Source organism: Sodalis sp. C49, from assembly GCF_046352915.1.
In the GTDB taxonomy this organism is placed as follows: Bacteria; Pseudomonadota; Gammaproteobacteria; order Enterobacterales; family Enterobacteriaceae; genus Acerihabitans.
On sequence record NZ_CP163303.1, the window covers coordinates 4345140 to 4364675 of the forward strand.

Consider the following 19536-nt stretch of genomic DNA (forward strand, 5'->3'; position numbering starts at 1 on the left):
AATGAATCAACACCAACAAGCAGATATTTCCGCATCAACGCTTTATGTGGTACCGACTCCCATTGGTAATCTGGAAGACATCACCCAGCGGGCGCTGTCGACACTCCAGCGGGTCGACTTGATTGCTGCTGAAGATACCCGTCATACCGGCCTATTGTTACAACATTTTGCCATAAATGCGCGCCTGTTCGCGTTACATGATCATAACGAACAGCAAAAAGCGGATGTTTTGCTGACAAAGCTGCAGGAAGGACTGAGTATCGCACTTGTCTGCGACGCTGGCACGCCGTTGATCAACGATCCGGGCTATCATTTGGTCCGCCGCTGCCGCGAGGCAGGTATCCGGGTGGTGCCGCTGCCGGGTCCCTGTGCGGCCATTACCGCGCTGTCCGCCGCCGGCCTGCCTTCCGATCGCTTCTGCTACGAGGGTTTCCTGCCGGCGAAGCGCAAAGGCCGCCAGGATACGCTGCTGGCCCTGGAACAGGAACCGCGCACCCTTATCTTCTACGAATCCACCCATCGGCTGCTTGAGAGCCTGCAGGATATGGTTACCGTATGGGGGCCGGCGCGCTATGTGGTGCTGGCGCGCGAGCTGACCAAGACATGGGAAAGCATCTACGGCGCGCCGGTGGGCGAACTCCTGGCCTGGGTCGGCGAGGATGAGCACCGCGCGCGCGGTGAAATGGTGCTGATCGTCGAAGGTTTCCAGGTCAAGGACGACGCCCTGCCGCCGGAGGCGCTGCGTACGCTCGGCCTGCTGCAAAAGGAGCTGCCGCTGAATAAAGCCGCCGCCCTGGCCGCCGAAATCCACGGCGTGAAAAAAAATGCCCTTTATCGTTATGCCCTGGACCAGCTTGGGGATGACAATTGATCGAAAAGCTTTTATACTCCGCGCCGGAGTTGACCAGACAATCGCCGCTTGACCGACCTTCCTTCGGGAAGCAACGTCATGGGGAGGAAAGTCCGGGCTCCATAGGGCAGGGTGCCAGGTAACGCCTGGGGGGTGCAAACCCACGACAAGTGCAACAGAGAGCAAACCGCCGATGGCCCGCGCAAGCGGGATCAGGTAAGGGTGAAAGGGTGCGGTAAGAGCGCACCGCGCGGCTGGCAACAGTTTGCGGCATGGTAAACTCCACCCGGAGCAAGGCCAAATAGGGGTTCACAAGGTACGGCCCGTACTGAACCCGGGTAGGCTGCTTGAGCCAGCGCGCGAGCGCTGGCCTAGATGAATGATTGTCCTCGACAGAACCCGGCTTACCGGTCAACTCTATTATCGCGTTAGCCCCATGCTTATTTATGGCATGGGGTTTTTTTTTGCCCGGCAACCCCCCTTCGCGTTTATTCCGCCAGGTCGATCAATAACGCCCGCAGCGGCGTTTGCGCCTGTAGCCGGACGCGGCGCTCATTGTGGATAAAAGCGCCGTCGCCGCAGGTCAGCAAGGTGGGATTGGCGGTGTCCTCGCGGTGAGCGGGGCTATCTGTCGCCGGGTTATCGATGTGAATCGTGCCATGCACCGATTGCAGGTAAGCGCGCGATCCCCTTAATTCCAAGGTCAGGCTTTGGCCCGCCGCCAGTTCCACGTGATGTATCCAGGCCTGTTGACGCAATTGGAGGCTGCCGCCTTCGCCATCCGGCGAGGCCAGCAGCAAATGGGGCTGGTCGGGTATAGCCAGGCGCTGGACCGCGGCGTTTTCCCGCGTCGGGCAGGCGTCCATCCACAGTTGCAGCCGGGTCAGCGGCGTCGAACCGGTGTTTTGTTCGCTATAGGTGACGCCGTTGCGTGCCGACAGCAGCAGGGCGTCGCCGGTGGCGGCCTGGATATGGCGGCCCTCGCTGTCGCGGTATTCCGCCTGTCCCTGAAGGATCAGGTTAAGAATATCCACCTGCGGATAGGCGCGCGGCTGAAAGGCGGCGCCGACCGCCAGCACCTCCTGGTTCAGCACGCGCAGGGAAGCGTAGCCGAGCATCTTGGGATCGAAAAAATGGCCGAAGGAAAAGGTGTAACGCGCCTGGAGCCAGCCGTAGTCGGCATGGCCGCATTGTTTTGCCGTTCTGAATGTAATCATGGCTCTGTCTGCTTATTTTCTATGGACAAGCTGCCCATTTTTTATGTGTAGGGTCGGATGGCGTGTTTATTATCCGCCTGGCGGCATAGGGACGGCGGCGCCAAAACTTTACTCTATAAATAGTAAGGGTATGGACGGCGGATTGTTAGCAAGTTAATCTGGTCAGTATATTCAAATTTCCTGAATGAGACCGGGCATGGCTAGAGAACGGGCGTTAACGCTGGAAGCATTACGGGTGATGGATGCCATCGACCGGCGCGGCAGTTTTGCCGCGGCGGCGGATGAACTGGGCCGGGTACCCTCGGCGCTAAGCTATACCATGCAAAAACTGGAAGAAGAGCTGGATGTGGTGCTGTTCGACCGTTCGGGGCATCGCACCAAGTTTACCAACGTCGGGCGCATGCTGCTGGAGCGCGGGCGGGTACTGCTGGAAGCGGCGGATAAGCTGACCACCGACGCCGAGGCGCTGGCGCGCGGCTGGGAAACCCATTTAACCGTGGTGACGGAAGCCCTGGTGCCGAGCGAGAAGCTGTTCCCCTTAATCGAGAAGCTGGCGCGCAAGGCCAATACCCAGGTGTCGATTATTACCGAAGTGCTGGCCGGTGCCTGGGAACGGCTGGAGCAGGGCCGGGCTGATATCGTTATCGCGCCGGATATGCATTTTCGCACCTCGTCGGAAATCAACAGCCGCAAATTGTATAAAATCCTCAACGTGTACGTGGCCAGCCCGGATCATCCCATTCACCAGGAGCCGGAGCCGCTGTCGGAGTTGACGCGGGTAAAATACCGCGGCATCGCCATTGCCGATACCGCCCGCGAACGTCCGGTGCTGACCGTGCAGCTGTTGGATAAGCAGCAACGCCTGACGGTAAGCTCCATGCACGATAAGCGCCGGGCGCTGCTGGCCGGGCTGGGCGTGGCCACCATGCCCTATCCGCTGGTGGCGGAGGACATTGCCGCCGGACGCCTGCGGGTCGTGGGCCCCGAGTACAGTATGGAGAACGATATCATTATGGCCTGGCGCCGCGACAGCATGGGCGAGGCCAAATCCTGGTTCCTGCGCGAAATCCCGAAATTATTCGCCTGAGATCCGGCCGCTGTTAACCTGACGCCACCGCATCCCGGCGCCGGTCAGTCCTCGTCCGCCGGGCCGAAACGATCGTCGCGGCCGTGCGGTTCGTCCAGATCCTGCCGCGGTCCGATGGAAATGATACCGTGGGGATTGAGCGTGGCGTGGCTGCGGTAGTAGTGGTTGCGGATATGGGCGAAATCTACCGTGTCGCTGATGCCCGGCATTTGGTAGATATCGCGCAGGAAGCCCGACAGGTTGAGGTAATCGCCAATCCGGCGGCGATCGCATTTGAAATGGGTGACATAGACCGGATCAAAACGGATCAGGGTGGTCCAGAGGCGCAGATCCGCTTCGGTCAGCCGGTCGCCGGTGAGGTAGCGATGGCGGCCCAGTATCGCCTCGAGCCGATCCAGCGCGGCGAATACGCCTTCCACCGCGTCATCATAGGCTTGCTGGGACGTGGCGAAGCCCGCTTTATAAACGCCGTTGTTGACCTGGTCGTAAACCCAGCCGTTAATCTCATCGATTTGCGCGCGCAGTTCACGGGGATAATAGTCGCCGGCGCGGGCGCCGACGCCGTCGAAGGCGCTGTTGAACATGCGGATGATATCCGCCGATTCATTGCTGACGAGGGTTTTCCCCGCGGTATCCCATAGCACCGGTACCGTGGTGCGCCCGCTGTAGCGGGGGTCGGCCTCGAGATAGAGCTGGTAGAGGTAATCCTTGTGGTAAAGCGGGTCGCCGGTGGCGCCGGGAAAATCAGTGCCGAAGGTCCAGCCGTTTTCCAGCATGAGGGGATGGACCACGGACACCGGGATCAGGTTCTCCAGGCCTTTGAGTTTGCGCATCAGGAGTGTGCGGTGCGCCCAGGGGCAAGCCAGCGAGACATAGAGGTGGTAGCGGTGGTTCGCCGCGGCGAATCCGCCGCGGCCGGTGGGGCCGGGCGCGCCGTCAGGGGTGATCCAGTTGCGGAACTGCGCCGCCGAGCGTTCGAAGCGTCCGCCGGTGGATTTGGTGTCGTACCAGCTGTTTTGCCATTGGCCCTCTACGAGCAGTCCCATATGCGAGTTCCTTATAGTCAGTGGATAATTGCGGCCGGTGCCAGCGGGCCTGCGGTGTGATGGAACACTCCCCCTTTAACACGGCTTATGTGAGCTCGATGATCGCGGGCCTACCATGCCATGGGGCGCTCGGTCGGGCGGGAAAACCACGCCCGATTCGACCCCATTGGCACGCTCTCCCTTTAACACGTCTGCGTTGAGCTCGGCGTTGGCGGGCATAGCGCACCATGGGGCGCTCGGTCGGGCGGGAAAACCACGCCCGATTCGACCCCATTGGCACGCTCTCCCTTTAACACGTCTGCGTTGAGCTCGGCGTTGGCGGGCATAGCGCACCATGGGGCGCTCGGTCGGGCGGGAAAACCACGCCCGATTCGACCCCATTGGCACGCTCTCCCTTTAACACGTCTGCGTTGAGCTCGGCGTTGGCGGGCATAGCGCACCATGGGGCGCTCGGTCGGGCGGGAAAACCACGCCCGATTCAACCCCATTGGCACGCTCTCCCTTTAACACGTCTGCGTTGAATTCGGCGTTGGCGGGCATAGCGCACCATGGGGCGCTCGGTCGGGCGGGAAAACCACGCCCGATTCGACCCCATTGGCACGCTCTCCCTTTAACACGTCTGCGTTGAATTCGGCGTTGGCGGGCATAGCGCACTATGGGGCGCTCGGTCGGGCGGGAAAACCACGCCCGATTCGACCCCATTGGCACGCTCTCCCTTTAACACGACTTATGTGAGCTCGATGATCGCGTGCCTACCATGCCATGGGGCGTTTTCCCTTGAACACTGCTTGTGTTAAGTGTAGTCAGCTTTGCCTTCTGCGGCCTGTTACCACTTTTTGTTAAGCAGGCGATCGATGCTGAAATAACCGGCACCCAGCACCGCCAGCAGTAAGTAGCCGCCGGAGATGGAGAGGTTCTTCATAAAGTTGATCTGGTTGCCTGCCTGGGAGAAATCGCTATGGAAAATAAAGGCGGTCAGCAGGACAAAGACCACGGTGATCAACGCAACCGTGCGGGTGAGGAAACCGAACAGGATGGCGAGGCCGCCGCCGAATTCCAGCAAGATGGTCAGGGGCAGCATAAAGCCGGGCACGCCCATGGCTTCCATATATTGCTGCGTAGCGGCGTAGCCGCCTATTTTGCCGAAGCCGGAAACGATAAATAGGATCGGCAACAGGATCCGGGCAACCAGGATGGCGCTATCATCTAATTTTTTCATCTTCTTCCCATCTTATTTTAAAGGACGGCCTTCAAAACGAAGGCCAGATTACAGCAGGTTTTAAAGCAGGTTAGGCGGCTTAATGAACCCGTTGCGTTTGATGAGGGAGATGTTATCCGTAAGAAAGGTTGGGTGATAGCGATTAAAACTGTCGGTTATTATCAAAAAAATTGAGTAAGGGGCGGGGCGGTGGAGATTCCTGCGGGCTTTCGCCCGCGGGAGAGCGTATTAACGTGATTGAAGCGTGGTGCGAATCAGTTTAAGCGTACCGACAATGCCGAGCGCGCGTTTTGTCCAGCGGATAAAACGGCTGGGATGGCGGATATTGTACAGCGCCAGTATGCTGGAACCGGCTATCAGATACTTGCGCAGGCTCAATACCGTGTTCCAGCCGCGGTCGTAGCGGGCGGTGGCAAAATACCAGGCGCGTTTTTCCGCCCCCAGATCCAGCCGCTGCTGGTGTATGGTGCGCAGGAGTTGGGTTTTGGTCATTTTAGGCTGATGGTCGCTCATCTGTCCTCCCTGGCTCTTTCCCTTTCCTTTTCGCGCTTGCGGGCTTTCTCTTCTTCCTGAATTTCGTCCTGGACCTTTTCCAATATATTCCGGTCAACCTGCAGTTCTTCGCGCGTGGAACCCAGCAGGGTGGAACGCTTAGCCTTGCCCAACGTCCAGATGGCGCCAATAATCGCCAGCACGAACAGCACCGCGGTGGTAGTGGCTATCGCCGTCAGGCGGTATTGCGGATCGATGGCCCAGATCAGCAGCACCAGCAGGCTCATCAAGCCAAAAGCGGCCAGTAACAACGTAATACCGGCCATCATCAGCATTTGGATAATATTGGATTTTTCTTGTTCCAGCTCTACCACTGCCAAACGCAGGCGGGTCTCCACCATACTGACAATAATGGTAATAATACGCTGGCCTATGGTGAAAATGCCCTTGCCAGGGCCCTGGCTTTGCTGTTCAATCATTTTATCAACGCCGCATAATTAACGCACCAAGGACAAACCCGACTACGGCGCTGATGCCGATACCCGTCCAGGGGTTGTCATGTACATATTCATCGGCCTTTTCCGCAACCACTTTGGTCTGTTCGGCCAGGCGCTCGCCGCCATCGCCGAGACGGGTCCGGGTTTCCTTGAGCGCGCTTTCCGCCTTGCTGCGCAACTTGTCAAATTCAGCCTTGGGTTTCTGAGAGGAGCCACGCAGCACTTCTTCCAGCGTATCCGCCAATGACTTTAATTCGGCGCGTAAATGTTCAGAGGTCGTATCTTTAACCATCTTTTTTACTCCTTCGACGTTTACGAATCAGTGTTAGCCCGTATTAATCCATCATTACTACCTAGGCGTCTAATATTTAGCGCTTGTTGTAAGCGTAGCCCCGGATTTGGCAAACCGCAAAAAACTTATAGCAATTTCTTAGGGTTAATAGGGTTAGCCTACCCGGGCATTGCCGGTATGCAGATAGGGAAGCCAGTGCCATCGGGGATAGTGCCGGCTGCGTGAAACCGAATAATTTTCCGGCAGCAGATCTTCCAGGGCGCGCTGCGCCGCCAGCGCCTGTTCGGGCGTATCGAGCAGGATAATCAGGCTGTCCCTGGCGGGAGTGATGCTTTTGATCCTGATGCCGCGCTCGTCAAGGCGCTGGTAGATATAAAAACCGTCGGGCAGGGAACCGCGTTCGCTGGCAAGGGTAATCTCCAGCGCCGTCTCTTTGGTCATCAGCGCCGGCAGCAGCAATATCAAGACCAGCAGCGAGGCTGTCGCCACCAATCCCGCTCGCCATGTCATCCACCCGCGCCGCCATTTTACGTTCACATTCACTTTCTTAACCTTTTTACGGCGTCCGTGGCGCGTTTTTTACGCCACAATATCAGCAGCGAGCCGACCAGTCCCATCACCAGGAAGATCAGCGGCAGTAACATCAATCCCAGCATGAGCTCATCTTCGTAATGCTTGAACAGGGCGGTTTTGCCAAGCAGGAAACCGACGGTGGTCAGGATAAATACCCAGATAAACGCGCTCAGCCAGTTAAACAGCTGGAAGCGGGTATCGCTCAGTCCGGCCAGGCCGGCGATGGTCGGCAGCAGGGTGCGGACAAAGGCGACAAAACGACCGATAAGCAGCGCCGAAAGCCCGTGCCGGTAAAACAAAGAATGCGAGCGCTGGTGATATTGCGCCGGCAAATGGGACAGCCAGCTTTGCACCATGCGCGTATTGCCCAGCCATTTACCCTGTATATAACTGATCCACGATCCCAGGCTGGCGGCCGCTGTCAGTATCAGCAGGGTCAGGGGAAAATTCATGGTGCCTTTGGCTATCAGCACGCCCACCAGTATCAGCAGGCTGTCCCCGGGCAGGAAAGCCGCGGGCAACAAGCCGTTCTCCAGAAATAAAATGACAAACAATATCAAATAGAGGGTCCAGACCAATGTAGGGTCGGCAAGTGTTTCAAAATCCTGTCGCCAGAGGGCATGTACCAGGGATTTTAGTATATCCATTCAGCATTCCTAACTTGAAACAGCAGCTTACAACCTGGTTAAAATGTAAAAAAAGCCATCTCACTGTAACAAAATCAGACATCGTGAGACAGGGAAATATAACCGACAATCGTCCCGCCGCGAGGATATATTGCAATAAAAACGCCTGGCAAAGGCTTCTTTTACATGGGCTGACAGAAAAACGACACTTGCTGACGTGGTCCGGCCGCCGGGCGCAAGCGCTTGGCAAGACTAAAAAACAGGAGGTTGAAAACGCGCACATCCGCCTGGGACGGGGTAAGAAGAGTCAAGCATGGCGCGCCATTGGCCTGAAATGAACGAACGCCCCCGGCGTGGCGCCAGGGCGCCTACACGGATGCGGGCCCTCAATGGCGCGCCGCGGCCTGATCATCACATGCAACGCGAGGGTTTATTTGGTGCCGTTGGCCAGGCTATCAAGGTGTACGACCGGATTTTCGGTAAACATGTAACGGTCGACGTTAAATTCGAAATCATCAGTGGTGGCGTGGAACAGCATTTGCTTGGTGTTTTCCAGATGTTGCCACATCGCCAGTTTGGCCGCGTAGGGGTCTTTGCGGATCAAGGCCTTGAGGATATGATCGTGATCTTCGCACCAGCTTTCGATGGATTTATCATCGATATGTTCATGCAGCTTGCGCCAGTACGGGTTGTGCAGCCGTTGGCTCCACATCTGCTCGACAATGGTGGCCATGGCGGTGTTCTGCGTCGCCAGGGCGACCTGGACATGGAATTTCAGATCCCATTTTGAATCGCGGAAACGATCTTCCAGGCGGGCATTTTCCTGGATATCCATTAATAACACGATATCCTGGCGGGTAACCTGCGTGGCGGCGAATTCGGCGATATTGCTCTCGATCAGCTGGCGCGCCTGCAGGAGTTCAAACGGACCTGCGGTGGTGAACTGAAACTCGCCGCTGGGCAGCAGCAGGTTTTTTTGCTGACTGGAGATGACGTGGATGCCGGAACCTTTGCGCACTTCAACGTAGCCTTCCACTTCCAGCATGATGATGGCTTCACGCACCACGGTGCGGCTGACATTCATCTCTTCCGCGATATAGCGCTCCGCCGGCAGTTTTTCACCCACGGGATAGACGCCGGTCTCGATGCGTTGTTTCAGCTCGGCGGCCAGCTGTTGATATAATCGTCGGGTTTCGGTGAATTCCATGATACAGGCTCTTAAATGTTGGGTAACGTTTTAGTCGGTGCCGCGCCATCACTGCGCAACGCGTCAAAAGTTGCTCGTTTAGAACTCACATCGATGACATATTTGTTATACCACTTATTAAATGAAGCGCCTAGATGGACATATCCCATTACACCTACTTTTCCGCCCCGGAATAAAAATCCCCGGCAATGCGTCATGCATGTGCCGGGGATTTCAGGGACGTGCTATTGGTCGCCGCGTCGCGTGGAAAACAGCGCGCGTTGCGGCGTCATTTAGCTATGGGCCGGTTTGAGCGGCTCTTGCCCGGGCAGCAGTTCCACCACCGGACGGTTTTGCAGTATGGTCCATACCGCCAGCACGGCCAGTAAGTCAAATACCGACAGTACCGCGAACAGCGGGCTGAAGCCCAAGGTGTCCGCCAGGGCGCCTACGACCAGGGCGAACATGGTGCTTGCCGTCCAGGCCGCCATGCCGGTAAGGCCGTTGGCGGTGGCGACTTCGTTACGGCCGAAGACGTCGGAGGAGAGCGTAATCAGTGCGCCGGACAGGGACTGATGGGCAAAACCGCCGATGCACAGCAGGCCGATGGCAACGTAAGGACTGGTAAACAGACCGATAAGGCCAGGGCCAATCATCAGGAAACCGCCGAGGGTCACGACCAGTTTACGTGAAACGATCAGGTTAACGCCGAAGATGCGCTGGAAGAACGGAGGCATATAGCCGCCGAGGATACAGCCGAGATCCGCAAACAGCATCGGCATCCAGGCGAACAGGGCGATTTCTTTCAGGTTGAACCCGTAAGCTTTGAACATGAACAGCGGGATCCAGGCGTTAAAGGTACCCCAGGCCGGTTCAGCCAGGAAACGCGGGATGGCGATGCCCCAGAACTGACGGTTGCGGATAATCTGCCAGGCGGACAACTTCTTGGCGTTGTTTACCTGATGCTGTGCTTCCTGGCCGCCCAGAATATATTCGCGCTCTTCGTCGCTCAGTTTCTTCTGGTTTTTCGGGTGCTTATACAGTACCAGCCAGGCGATGGCCCAGGCCAGGCTCAGCGCGCCGACGATAACGAACGCCAGTTCCCAGCTGTGAACCACAATCGCCCAGACGACCAGCGGCGGTGCGAGCATCGCCCCGATTGACGAGCCGACGTTGAAGTAACCCACGGCGATAGAACGTTCTTTCGCCGGGAACCATTCGCTGCTGGCCTTCAGGCCGGCGGGAATCATAGCCGCTTCAGCCATGCCGACGGCGCCACGGGCAATCGCCAGTCCGCCCCAGCTGCTGGCCAGCGCGGTCGCCATACACATCAGCGCCCAAACGATGGCGAATACGGCGTAACCGACTTTTGTGCCCAGCAAATCCAATACATAACCGGCTACCGGCTGCATGAGCGTATAACATGCAGAGTAGGCGGCAATAATATAGGAATATTGCTGTGTGGTGATATGCAGCTGGTCCTGGAGGGTAGGAGCTGCCACCGCAATGGCGTTACGCGTCAGGTAACCCAGCACCGTACCAACGGTGACCAGGGCGATCATATACCAGCGTAACCCTTTTATTTTACGCATTACCACTTCTCCCAATGAGTATGAGCCGTCATCACCACTACCCAGATATCATGGGGACGACGGGTATAGAGCCAGCCGGAGAGCGCGCTCTCCGGGTATTGTTATATTCTGTCGGCCTGTTATCCGGTCTAACGACCCGCGCCTTGCCAACGCCTGCCGCTTTAACCCGATACCGCTTACCGCTGTTTGGACTGCCGGCAAATCGCCGCCGGAAATCCGCATCGCCCTGGCCCGTCAGATGAATTCATGACCCTGAGTGCAGTCATCTAAACAAAATGATTGAGTCCAGACTCAATGTGGCGCTACGATAACTTGTCATACAGATTTAAAAGTTGAGTGACATCACAAAAACCATTTTTATTTTAAGGGATAATAAATCGTCCCGTTAGCCGGGCGTAAGCCCTGTGGCTGACCTATATATGTTGAGTTTTTGTTGAATTTGGCAGGAAATGGTATATCAGCACCGGCAGGATCTGCATTTTCCTGCTAAATTGGTATAACACCTTTCAACATTTAAGAAACATAACTCAAAGAAATGAAGGTGAGGAGCCTGAAATGTCCCAGTTTTTGACTGAAGATTTTTTGTTGGATAGCGAATTCGCTCGCCGTTTGTATCATGATTATGCCGTGGACCAGCCGATTTATGACTTCCATTGCCATTTGCCGCCGGTACAGATTGCGGAAGATTACCGTTTCAAGAATTTGTACGATATCTGGCTGAAAGGCGATCACTATAAATGGCGCGCCATGCGCACCAACGGCGTGGCCGAGCGTTTTTGCACCGGCGACGCCGGGGACTATGAAAAATTCGAAGCCTGGGCCAAGACGGTTCCCCATACCATCGGCAATCCGCTGTTCCATTGGACCCACCTGGAACTGCGCCGTCCGTTCGGCATCACCGATAAACTGCTGAGCCCCGCCACCGCGCGGGAAATCTGGGATCGCGGCAACGAAATGCTGGCCCAGGACAATTTCTCCGCCCGCGGCATCATGAAACAGATGAACGTGAAGCTGGCCGGCACCACCGATGATCCGGTGGATTCCCTGGTTCACCACAAGGCGGTGGCCGAAGACGCCAGCTTCAATATCAAAGTGCTGCCGAGCTGGCGCCCGGATAAAGCCTTTAATATAGAAGCGGAAGGCTTTAACGATTATATGAAGCTGCTGGAAGCCGCTGCCGACACCGCCATCACCAGCTTCAGCACCTTGACCGACGCGCTGAAAAAACGTCTGGACCATTTTGCCGCCCATGGCTGTAAGGTCTCCGACCATGCGCTGGACGTGGTGGTTTACGGCGAAGCGGACGAAAACACCCTGAACGGCATCCTGGCCCGCCGTCTGGACGGCAAGCTGCCCTCCAAGGACGAAATCGCCCAGTTCCGCACCGCGGTGCTGATATTCCTGGGCAGTGAATACACCCGCCGCGGCTGGACCCAGCAATACCATATCGGCGCGCTGCGCAACAATAATACCCGCATGCTGAAACAGCTCGGCCCGGATACCGGCTTCGACTCCATCAATGACCAGCCGGTCGCCATGGCGCTGTCCCGCCTGCTGGATGCGCAGGCCCGTAACAACGCCCTGCCGAAAACCATCCTGTATTGCCTGAACCCGTCGGATAACGAAATTATCGGCACCATGATCGGCAACTTCCAGGGTGAAGGCATGCCAGGCAAAATGCAGTTCGGCCCGGGCTGGTGGTTTAACGACCAGAAAGACGGTATGGAACGCCAGATGCTGCAGTTGGCCAACCTGGGTCTGCTGAGCCGCTTTGTCGGCATGCAAACCGATAGCCGCAGCTTCCTGTCCTATACCCGCCACGAGTATTTCCGCCGCATCCTGTGCCGCATGCTGGGCCACTGGGTGGAAGCGGGCGAAGCGCCGGCGGATATCAACCTGCTGGGCGAAATGGTGAAAAATATCTGCTTTGATAACGCGAAAAACTACTTCGCCATTGAGCTTTGATTCTGGGGGCGGGCCTTAGGCTCGCCCGGTTAAAACGCTATTTTTTATTATCCGCAGCCGGGTAATTTTTAAGGAAAATTTCGCATGCAAACGCTAAATCGTCAAAACTTTCCCGGACCCCAGTACACCACGCGTGTCATCCAGTTCGGCGAGGGAAATTTTTTACGCGCTTTTATCGACTGGCAGTTGGATCTGCTTAATGAACATACCGATCTGGACGCCGGCATCGTTATCATCCGTCCAATCAATACGGATTTCCCGCCGTCGCTCAGCACCCAGGACGGCCTGTACACCACCGTTATCCGCGGCCTGAATGAACAGGGCGAAGCGGTGCGCGAGCCCAGGCTTATCCGCTCGGTTAACCGTGAAATCAATATCTATCATGAATTCGACGATTACCTGGCCCTGGCGCACGACGCCAATATCCGTTTCGTCTTTTCCAACACCACCGAGGCCGGTATCAGCTACCAGGCCGGGGACAAGCTGACCGATACGCCGCCCGCCAGCTATCCCGCCAAGCTGACCCGACTGCTGTTCGAACGTTTCAGCCATTTTGACGGCGCCGCCGATAAAGGCTGGGTGCTGGTGCCGTGCGAACTGATCGACTATAACGGCGACGCGCTGAAAGAGCTGGTGCTGCGTTACGCCCAACAATGGGCGCTGCCGGCCGGGTTCACCACCTGGCTCAATGAACACAACACCTTTTGCTCCACCCTGGTCGACCGTATCGTGACCGGTTACCCGCGTGGCGAAGTGGAAGAACTGCAGGCCGAACTGGGCTACCAGGACACCTTCCTTGATACCGCCGAGTATTTTTATCTGTTTGTTATCCAGGGACCGCAGTGGCTGGCCAAGGAACTGCGCCTGGACCAGATGGACCTGAACGTGCGCATCGTCGACGACATCAAGCCCTACAAAGAACGCAAGGTCGCCATCCTTAACGGCGCGCACACCGCGCTGGTGCCGGTAGCGTTCCTGTCCGGCCTGGACACCGTCGGCGAATCGATGAACGATAAACTGATCAGCGCTTATGTGGAAAAAACCATCGCCGAAGAAATCGTGCCGGTGCTGGATCTGCCCCATGATGAACTGACCTCGTTTGCGCAGGCGGTGCTAAGCCGTTTCCGCAACCCCTTTATCCAGCATCAGTTATTGTCCATCTCCCTGAACGGCATGACCAAATTCCGTACCCGCATCCTGCCGCAGCTGTTGTCCTATCGTGAAAAACACGGCGAGCTTCCGGCCCGGCTGACCTTCGCCCTGGCGGCGCTGATCGCGTTTTACCGCGGAGAACGCAACGGCGAAAGCTACCCGATGCAGGATGATGAAAAATGGATTACCCGTTTCAAATCGCTTTGGAGCGGCGTGGACAAAGGCGAGGTGGCGTTAAGCACCTTAGTAAATGACGTGTTGGGCGATACAGAGCATTGGGAACAGGATCTGCTCAAGGTTCCCGGCCTGGCGAAACAGGTTGAACAGCAGTTGCAGGCCATTATCGACCAAGGCATGCGCACTGCCGTTTCAGCCTATTGCTGAAAGCAAAAAGGTTAATTCATGAATATTATTAAAATTCATTCCTCAGACAATGTGGCGGTCGCCCTGCAAGACCTCGACACGAATGAAACGGTGGAAATCGGGGGCGTGACCATCACGCTGCCCCAGCCTATCGCCCGGGGCCATAAGTTTGCCCTGGCGCCCATAGGCGAGGGCGAAATGATCGTTAAATATGGTCTGCCCATCGGCCATGCGCTGAGCCCCATCGCTCCCGGCCAGCACATTCATTCGCAAAATGCCAAGACCAATCTTAGCGACCTGGATGAATATCAGTACCTGCCGGATTTCAAAACCCTGCCGGCGCAGATGCCCGATCGTGAGATTCAGATATACCGCCGCGCCAACGGCGAGGTGGGCATCCGCAACGAGCTGTGGATCCTGCCGACCGTCGGCTGCGTCAACGGCATCGCCAAACAGATCCAGCAGCGTTTTTTGAAGGAAACCTTTGGCGCCGAGGATATCGACGGCGTTCATCTGTTTACCCATCCGTTCGGCTGCTCGCAGCTGGGGCAGGATCATGAAAACACCCGCACCATGCTGCAAAACATGGTGCGCCATCCCAACGCCGGCGCGGTGCTGGTGATTGGCCTGGGCTGCGAAAACAATCAGGTCGACGTGTTCCGCACCACGCTTGGCGAGTATGATCCGCAGCGGGTGACCTTTATGGTCTGCCAGCAGCAGGATGATGAAGTGGAGGCGGGGCTGGAGTGCCTGCGCGCGCTTTACCTGGCGATGCGCGAGGATAAGCGCCAGCCGGGCAAACTCAGCGAGCTGAAATTCGGCCTCGAATGCGGCGGTTCGGACGGGTTGTCCGGCATTACCGCCAATCCGCTGCTGGGACGCTTCTCGGATTATGTCATCGCCAACGGCGGCACCTCGGTATTAACCGAAGTACCGGAAATGTTCGGCGCCGAGCGTATTTTGATGAGCCGCTGCCGGGACGAGGCGACGTTTGAAAAGACCGTGCATATGGTCAATGATTTCAAACAATATTTTATCGCCCATCAACAGCCGATTTATGAAAACCCATCGCCGGGGAATAAGGCCGGCGGCATTACCACCCTGGAGGAGAAATCCCTCGGCTGTACGCAAAAAGCCGGCCAGAGCAAGGTGATGGACGTGCTGAAATACGGGGAGCGCCTGCATGTGCCGGGCCTCAACCTGGTCAGCGCGCCGGGCAACGACGCGGTGGCCACCAGCGCCCTGGCGGGCGCGGGATGCCATATGGTGCTGTTCAGCACCGGGCGCGGCACGCCTTACGGCGGTTTTGTGCCGACGGTGAAGCTTGCCACCAACAGCGAACTGGCGGCGAAAAAGCCTCATTGGATTGATTTCGACGCCGGCCGGTTGATTCACGGCGTCGCGATGGATCAGGTGCTGGCGGAGTTCGTCGATTTAATCGTCGCCATTGCCAATGGCAAGCACACGCGCAACGAAGTGAATGATTTCCGGGAACTGGCCATATTTAAAAGCGGCGTAACGTTGTAAAAACCGGCCTGAATCCTTACTATAAGAACGGCGTTTCATAATTATGAAGCGCCGTTTTCATTTTATTCTTTCCCCAAATTACAGGAATGCCGTGCCATGAGCCTTTACTGGGTCGCTCAGGGCGTGGGGGTGTTGGCATTTTTTGTCGGCATCACCATGTTTATCAAACGTGACGATCGCAAGTTCAAACTGCAGCTCGCGCTTTACAGCTTTATCATTGGCTGCCATTTTTTCCTGATGGGCGCCAACGCCGCGGGCATGAGCGCGGTGCTGAATGCGCTGCGTACGGTGATCTCAACACGTACCCGCAGCATTCTGGTGATGTTTGCATTCATTATCCTCACCCTGGCGCTCGGGCTCTCCGAGGTCAAGCACGCCGTGGAGCTGCTGCCCATTATCGGTACGGTTATCAGCACCTGGGCGCTGTTCCGCACCCGCGGGCTGACCACCCGCTGCGTGATGTGGTGTTCCACCGCCGGCTGGGTCACCCATAATATCTGGCTTGGCTCTATCGGCGGCTCGCTTATCGAAGGCAGCTTTTTGATTGTCAACGGCATTAATATCGTGCGCTTTCGCCGTATGCAATTACGCGGCATCGACCCGTTCGCCGCGGAACATAAAGCCGTCTCGACGCGTTAACCCCCTTTACGCTGGTTAACCCAGGCGTTAATCAGCAGGGTGGCGGCCAGAATAGAGGCCACCACGCCCAGGGATATCGCCACGGGAATATGGATAATATCCACGATCAGCATCTTGGCGCCGATAAAGACCAGGATCAGCGCCAGGCCATATTTCAGCAGCGAGAAGCGTTCGGCCACGCCCGCCAGCATAAAATACATGGCGCGCAGGCCCAGAATAGCGAACAGATTGGAGGTCAGGACGATAAAGGGATCGGTGGTGACGGCAAAAATAGCCGGAATACTGTCGACGGCGAAAATGACGTCGCTGAATTCCACCAGGATCAGCACCAGGATCAGCGGCGTGGCGAACAGTACGCCGTTTTGGCGGACAAAAAAGCGCTCGCCGTGGATTTCACCGGTCATGCGCAAATGGCCGCGCAGCCAGCGTACCAGCGGTTTTTGGTCAAGCGCGGCGTCATCCTCTTTTGACCAGGCCATTTTAATCCCGGTAAACAGCAGGAAGGCGCCGAAAATATACAGCAGCCAGTCGAACCGGGTCACCAGCCAGCTGCCGCCAAAGATCATCAGGGTGCGCAGTACGATGGCGCCCAATACCCCGTAGACCAGTACCCGCCGTTGCAGCTGCGCCGGTATGGCGAAATAACCGAACAGCATTAGCCAGACAAAGACATTATCCACCGCCAGCGCTTTTTCAATCAGGTAACCGGTAAGGAATGCCAGCGCCTGCGGGTCGGCCACGGCGCGCCCCTGGGTGGTGGCGAGATACCACCAAAAGGCGGCGTTAAACAGCAGGGATAGGGAGACCCACACCACGGACCAGCAGGCGGCGCGTTTCAACGTCATGGTTTTGCCCTGGAGCAGCAGGTCGATGGCCAGCATGATAACGACCACCACGAAAAAAACGCCCCACAGCAAAGGTGTGCCAACGGTATTCATCAGGGATATCCTCAAAAAAAAACGGCTAACGTCGGAAGACGCAGCCGTTTTTTCCTGATCCAGGATGCAAACATACCTCGCCTTCCGGCAAGGTCTCACTTACAACGCAGGACTGGATTGATTCCGCTGTCCTGATTGCCCGGTAGCCGGATGCGTTGGCATCGTATTGACGACAAACCGACGAAGAAGTTACTCCCCTTTGCTAGGCGCAACATTAATGTAAAAATTTGCGACAGTCAATCTCCCGTCCGGTTAACCTCGCGCTACCCCGGACGCGCCGCGTTATCCCGCCCGCAGGCATTGCCGGACAAACGCCGCCATCAGGGCCTCGCTGTCGGGCGTATCGGCGATCCCGCGGCCGATTTGCGCCAGCTCCGGTCCGCGCATCGGCTCCTCGGCCGTCATGCCCGCTAAAAAATCATGCATCACCGCGGCGGAAAACTCCGGATGGAACTGGGTGGTGATCACATTATGGCGATAGCGCAGGATCTGGTGGGGATCGCGCGCCGATCGGGCCAGCACGGTGGCGCCCGCGGGCGGCGTGATCACGGTCTGCGAATGGATCAGATTGGCCTGGAACCGCTCCGGCAGCCGGGCGATCAACGGGTCGTTGGCGGCGGCGGGCAATACTTCAATCGCCTGGGTGCCCACCTCCATGCCGTCGGCAAGATAGTCCACCTCGCCCCCCAGCGCGTAGGCCAGCAGCTGGTGGCCGTAGCAGACGCCGAAAATCGGTATCCCGGCCGCCATCGCCCGGCGCAGCCACGCGGCGGCGAATTCGCTCCAGGCCAGCCGTTCGGTCACCATGGCCGCCGACCCGGTAATCAGCACGCCGCAATAGGCATCGGGCGTGTCGGGCCGTTCGCCCCCCGGCAGGTGGACAATCCACACCTGCCGTGGGTCCAGGTCGGTCGCCTGCAGGAACATCGTGTCGTAATTGCCGTTAGCCGCGATCACATCCGGCGGCGCGTCGCCGGTTTGCAGGATCAGAATGGGTTTGGCCGCGGTCGTCATGCCACCGTCCCCCCATCCCGGGCGTTTATCGCCAGGCCGCCGGCGCGTGCGTCAACGGCATGGCTGCTAGCCGTGGGATTATCGGCGGGAAATACCACGCCGGTCTGGCGGCGGATTTCGGTTAACAGGGCGGCGGTGGCGCGCGCATGCGCCAGACCGGCGTGCTCCACCTCGTTGTTTTCCACCAGCGCGGCAAAATGTTCCGCTTCGTAGAGCATGGTATTGATATGCTGCGGCTGGGTAAGATCCTGCTTATTGCCGCTGCGCGGCACCCAGGTGATCTGCTGGCATTCGGACATTTTTTCAATCACCAGGGACCCGTCTTCCCCCTGGATTTCGCTTGGCAACGCGGTCTGGCTGACCTTTGAATGGCTAAGCGTCACGTCAAAATCGCCATAATCCAGGCACACCGTGCCGTGGCCGTCAACGCCGCTGGCCAGCAACGAGGCGGTGGCGTACAGGCGCAGCGGCTCGCCCCACAGCGCCACAGCGCTCGCCAGCATATAAAAGCCGATATCCATGATGGAGCCGTTGGAAAATGCCGGATTAAAGGTATTGGGCTGTTCACCGGCCAGATATTTCGGGTAGCGCGAGGAATATTGGCAATAGTTAAGCAACACCTTGCGCAATTTGCCCACGCGCGGCAGCGCTTGTTGCAAAGCATGAAAATTAGGCAGGCTGGCGGTTTTAAACGCCTCGAACAGCACGACGCCATTGGCGCGCGCGCAGGCAATCATGTCTTCCACCTCGCGCAGGTTGGAGGCCAGCGGCTTCTCGCAGATCACATGTTTTTTATTGCCCAGGAGCAACAACGCCTGGGAGCAGTGCATGGCGTTGGGGCTGGCGATGTACACTGCGTCTACGGCATCGGATTGCGCCAGGGCCTCCAGCGAGTCGAAATAGTACTGGACCGGATAATCGATCCCAAGTATTTGCGCCTGTGGGAGGGTGCGGGAATAGATGGCCGTCAGTTTAAGCTTGCCGCTCTCATGGGCGGCATCGATAAATTGCCGGGTAATCCAATTAGTACCTATCACAGCGAAGCGAATCATACTGAATCATTATCCTGCGCAGTGGTAAACGAAGCATCAGATTAGCACGCTAATAGTGGAAGGAAAACATCCCTGCGGGCAGGTTAACCCCGCCCGCCCGGCGTTAAATCGCCCCGATCGGCGCGGTTTTTGCCCGGCGGATGAAAAAAGAGTTTACTGCGGTGGCGTTTTCAGGGATAAACACCCCAATTTGACTGTTTCAGGAAAGG

Annotated in this window: 18 protein-coding genes, 1 other RNA gene and 2 pseudogenes; 8 read left to right on the forward strand and 13 right to left on the reverse strand. The window is 57.3% G+C overall.

Annotated elements, in window-relative coordinates; all coding sequences use genetic code 11:
* Position 1 precedes the first annotated feature (1 nt).
* Positions 2 to 871, forward strand: a complete 870-nt coding sequence (rsmI, locus tag ABUK12_RS19620) for a 16S rRNA (cytidine(1402)-2'-O)-methyltransferase (protein ID WP_410013383.1) — start codon at positions 2 to 4, stop codon at positions 869 to 871.
* Positions 872 to 896: 25 nt separating this feature from the next.
* Positions 897 to 1273, forward strand: an RNA gene (gene rnpB / locus ABUK12_RS19625) — RNase P RNA component class A.
* Between the two features lie 65 nt (positions 1274 to 1338).
* Here the strand turns inward: rnpB and ABUK12_RS19630 are convergent.
* Positions 1339 to 2067 carry a pirin family protein gene (locus ABUK12_RS19630; protein ID WP_410013384.1) on the reverse strand — a complete coding sequence of 243 codons (729 nt, stop codon included), beginning with the start codon at positions 2065 to 2067 and terminating at the stop codon, positions 1339 to 1341.
* Between the two features lie 196 nt (positions 2068 to 2263).
* On the opposite strand from ABUK12_RS19630, the gene ABUK12_RS19635 reads away from it, so the two are divergent.
* A complete protein-coding gene (locus ABUK12_RS19635; RefSeq protein WP_410013385.1) occupies positions 2264 to 3154 on the forward strand; it encodes a LysR family transcriptional regulator in 891 nt (296 codons plus the stop codon).
* A 44-nt stretch (positions 3155 to 3198) separates the two neighbouring features.
* Here ABUK12_RS19635 and ABUK12_RS19640 read toward each other — a convergent pair whose 3' ends face one another.
* The 7 genes and pseudogenes from ABUK12_RS19640 to ABUK12_RS19670 all read right to left on the reverse strand — a co-directional run bounded on the left by ABUK12_RS19640 (position 3199) and on the right by ABUK12_RS19670 (position 7920).
* Complete coding sequence (locus ABUK12_RS19640) at positions 3199 to 4200, reverse strand: glutathione S-transferase family protein (protein WP_410013386.1); 1002 nt, start codon at positions 4198 to 4200, stop codon at positions 3199 to 3201.
* A gap of 826 nt (positions 4201 to 5026) precedes the next feature.
* Positions 5027 to 5419, reverse strand: a complete 393-nt coding sequence (locus tag ABUK12_RS19645) for a DoxX family protein (RefSeq protein ID WP_410013387.1) — start codon at positions 5417 to 5419, stop codon at positions 5027 to 5029.
* A gap of 228 nt (positions 5420 to 5647) precedes the next feature.
* Positions 5648 to 5932, reverse strand: coding sequence for a YqjK-like family protein (locus ABUK12_RS19650; RefSeq protein WP_410013388.1), 285 nt, complete (start codon positions 5930 to 5932; stop codon positions 5648 to 5650).
* Positions 5933 to 6006: 74 nt separating this feature from the next.
* A pseudogene (locus tag ABUK12_RS19655) lies at positions 6007 to 6390 on the reverse strand (phage holin family protein); the annotation flags it as partial.
* Between the two features lie 4 nt (positions 6391 to 6394).
* Positions 6395 to 6700, reverse strand: a complete 306-nt coding sequence (locus tag ABUK12_RS19660; RefSeq protein ID WP_162366294.1) for a DUF883 family protein — start codon at positions 6698 to 6700, stop codon at positions 6395 to 6397.
* 153 nt (positions 6701 to 6853) lie between these two features.
* Positions 6854 to 7243 (reverse strand): EnvZ/OmpR regulon moderator MzrA, encoded by a 390-nt coding sequence (mzrA, locus tag ABUK12_RS19665; RefSeq protein ID WP_410013389.1) that lies wholly within the window; start codon positions 7241 to 7243, stop codon positions 6854 to 6856.
* Positions 7240 to 7920, reverse strand: a complete 681-nt coding sequence (locus tag ABUK12_RS19670; protein ID WP_410013390.1) for a DedA family protein — start codon at positions 7918 to 7920, stop codon at positions 7240 to 7242. The genes mzrA and ABUK12_RS19670 overlap by 4 nt, the downstream gene beginning before the upstream one ends.
* A gap of 14 nt (positions 7921 to 7934) precedes the next feature.
* On the opposite strand from ABUK12_RS19670, the gene ABUK12_RS19675 reads away from it, so the two are divergent.
* Positions 7935 to 8237, forward strand: coding sequence for a hypothetical protein (locus ABUK12_RS19675; protein WP_410013391.1), 303 nt, complete (start codon positions 7935 to 7937; stop codon positions 8235 to 8237).
* Between the two features lie 92 nt (positions 8238 to 8329).
* Here ABUK12_RS19675 and exuR read toward each other — a convergent pair whose 3' ends face one another.
* Positions 8330 to 9106, reverse strand: a complete 777-nt coding sequence (exuR, locus tag ABUK12_RS19680; RefSeq protein ID WP_410013392.1) for a transcriptional regulator ExuR — start codon at positions 9104 to 9106, stop codon at positions 8330 to 8332.
* A gap of 272 nt (positions 9107 to 9378) precedes the next feature.
* Positions 9379 to 10677, reverse strand: coding sequence for an MFS transporter (locus ABUK12_RS19685; RefSeq protein WP_331120011.1), 1299 nt, complete (start codon positions 10675 to 10677; stop codon positions 9379 to 9381).
* Positions 10678 to 11232: 555 nt separating this feature from the next.
* Here ABUK12_RS19685 and uxaC point away from each other — a divergent pair.
* The 4 genes from uxaC (at position 11233) to ABUK12_RS19705 (ending at position 16323) form a co-directional block, all read left to right on the forward strand.
* Complete coding sequence (gene uxaC, locus ABUK12_RS19690) at positions 11233 to 12642, forward strand: glucuronate isomerase (protein WP_410013393.1); 1410 nt, start codon at positions 11233 to 11235, stop codon at positions 12640 to 12642.
* 84 nt (positions 12643 to 12726) lie between these two features.
* Positions 12727 to 14178, forward strand: a complete 1452-nt coding sequence (locus tag ABUK12_RS19695) for a tagaturonate reductase (RefSeq protein ID WP_410013394.1) — start codon at positions 12727 to 12729, stop codon at positions 14176 to 14178.
* An 18-nt stretch (positions 14179 to 14196) separates the two neighbouring features.
* Positions 14197 to 15684, forward strand: a complete 1488-nt coding sequence (locus tag ABUK12_RS19700; protein ID WP_410013395.1) for a UxaA family hydrolase — start codon at positions 14197 to 14199, stop codon at positions 15682 to 15684.
* 96 nt (positions 15685 to 15780) lie between these two features.
* Positions 15781 to 16323: a YgjV family protein gene (locus ABUK12_RS19705; RefSeq protein WP_410013396.1), complete on the forward strand. Its 543-nt coding sequence runs from the start codon at positions 15781 to 15783 to the stop codon at positions 16321 to 16323.
* Here ABUK12_RS19705 and ABUK12_RS19710 read toward each other — a convergent pair.
* From ABUK12_RS19710 to ABUK12_RS19720, 3 genes and pseudogenes are all read right to left on the reverse strand, one after another.
* Complete coding sequence (locus ABUK12_RS19710) at positions 16320 to 17261, reverse strand: TerC family protein (protein ID WP_410013397.1); 942 nt, start codon at positions 17259 to 17261, stop codon at positions 16320 to 16322. The genes ABUK12_RS19705 and ABUK12_RS19710 overlap by 4 nt on opposite strands.
* Positions 17262 to 17543: 282 nt before the next feature.
* Complete coding sequence (locus tag ABUK12_RS19715; protein WP_410013398.1) at positions 17544 to 18275, reverse strand: glutamine amidotransferase; 732 nt, start codon at positions 18273 to 18275, stop codon at positions 17544 to 17546.
* Between the two features lie 77 nt (positions 18276 to 18352).
* Positions 18353 to 19327 (reverse strand): annotated as a pseudogene (locus ABUK12_RS19720) (Gfo/Idh/MocA family protein); the annotation flags it as partial.
* Between the last annotated feature and the right edge of the window lie 209 nt (positions 19328 to 19536).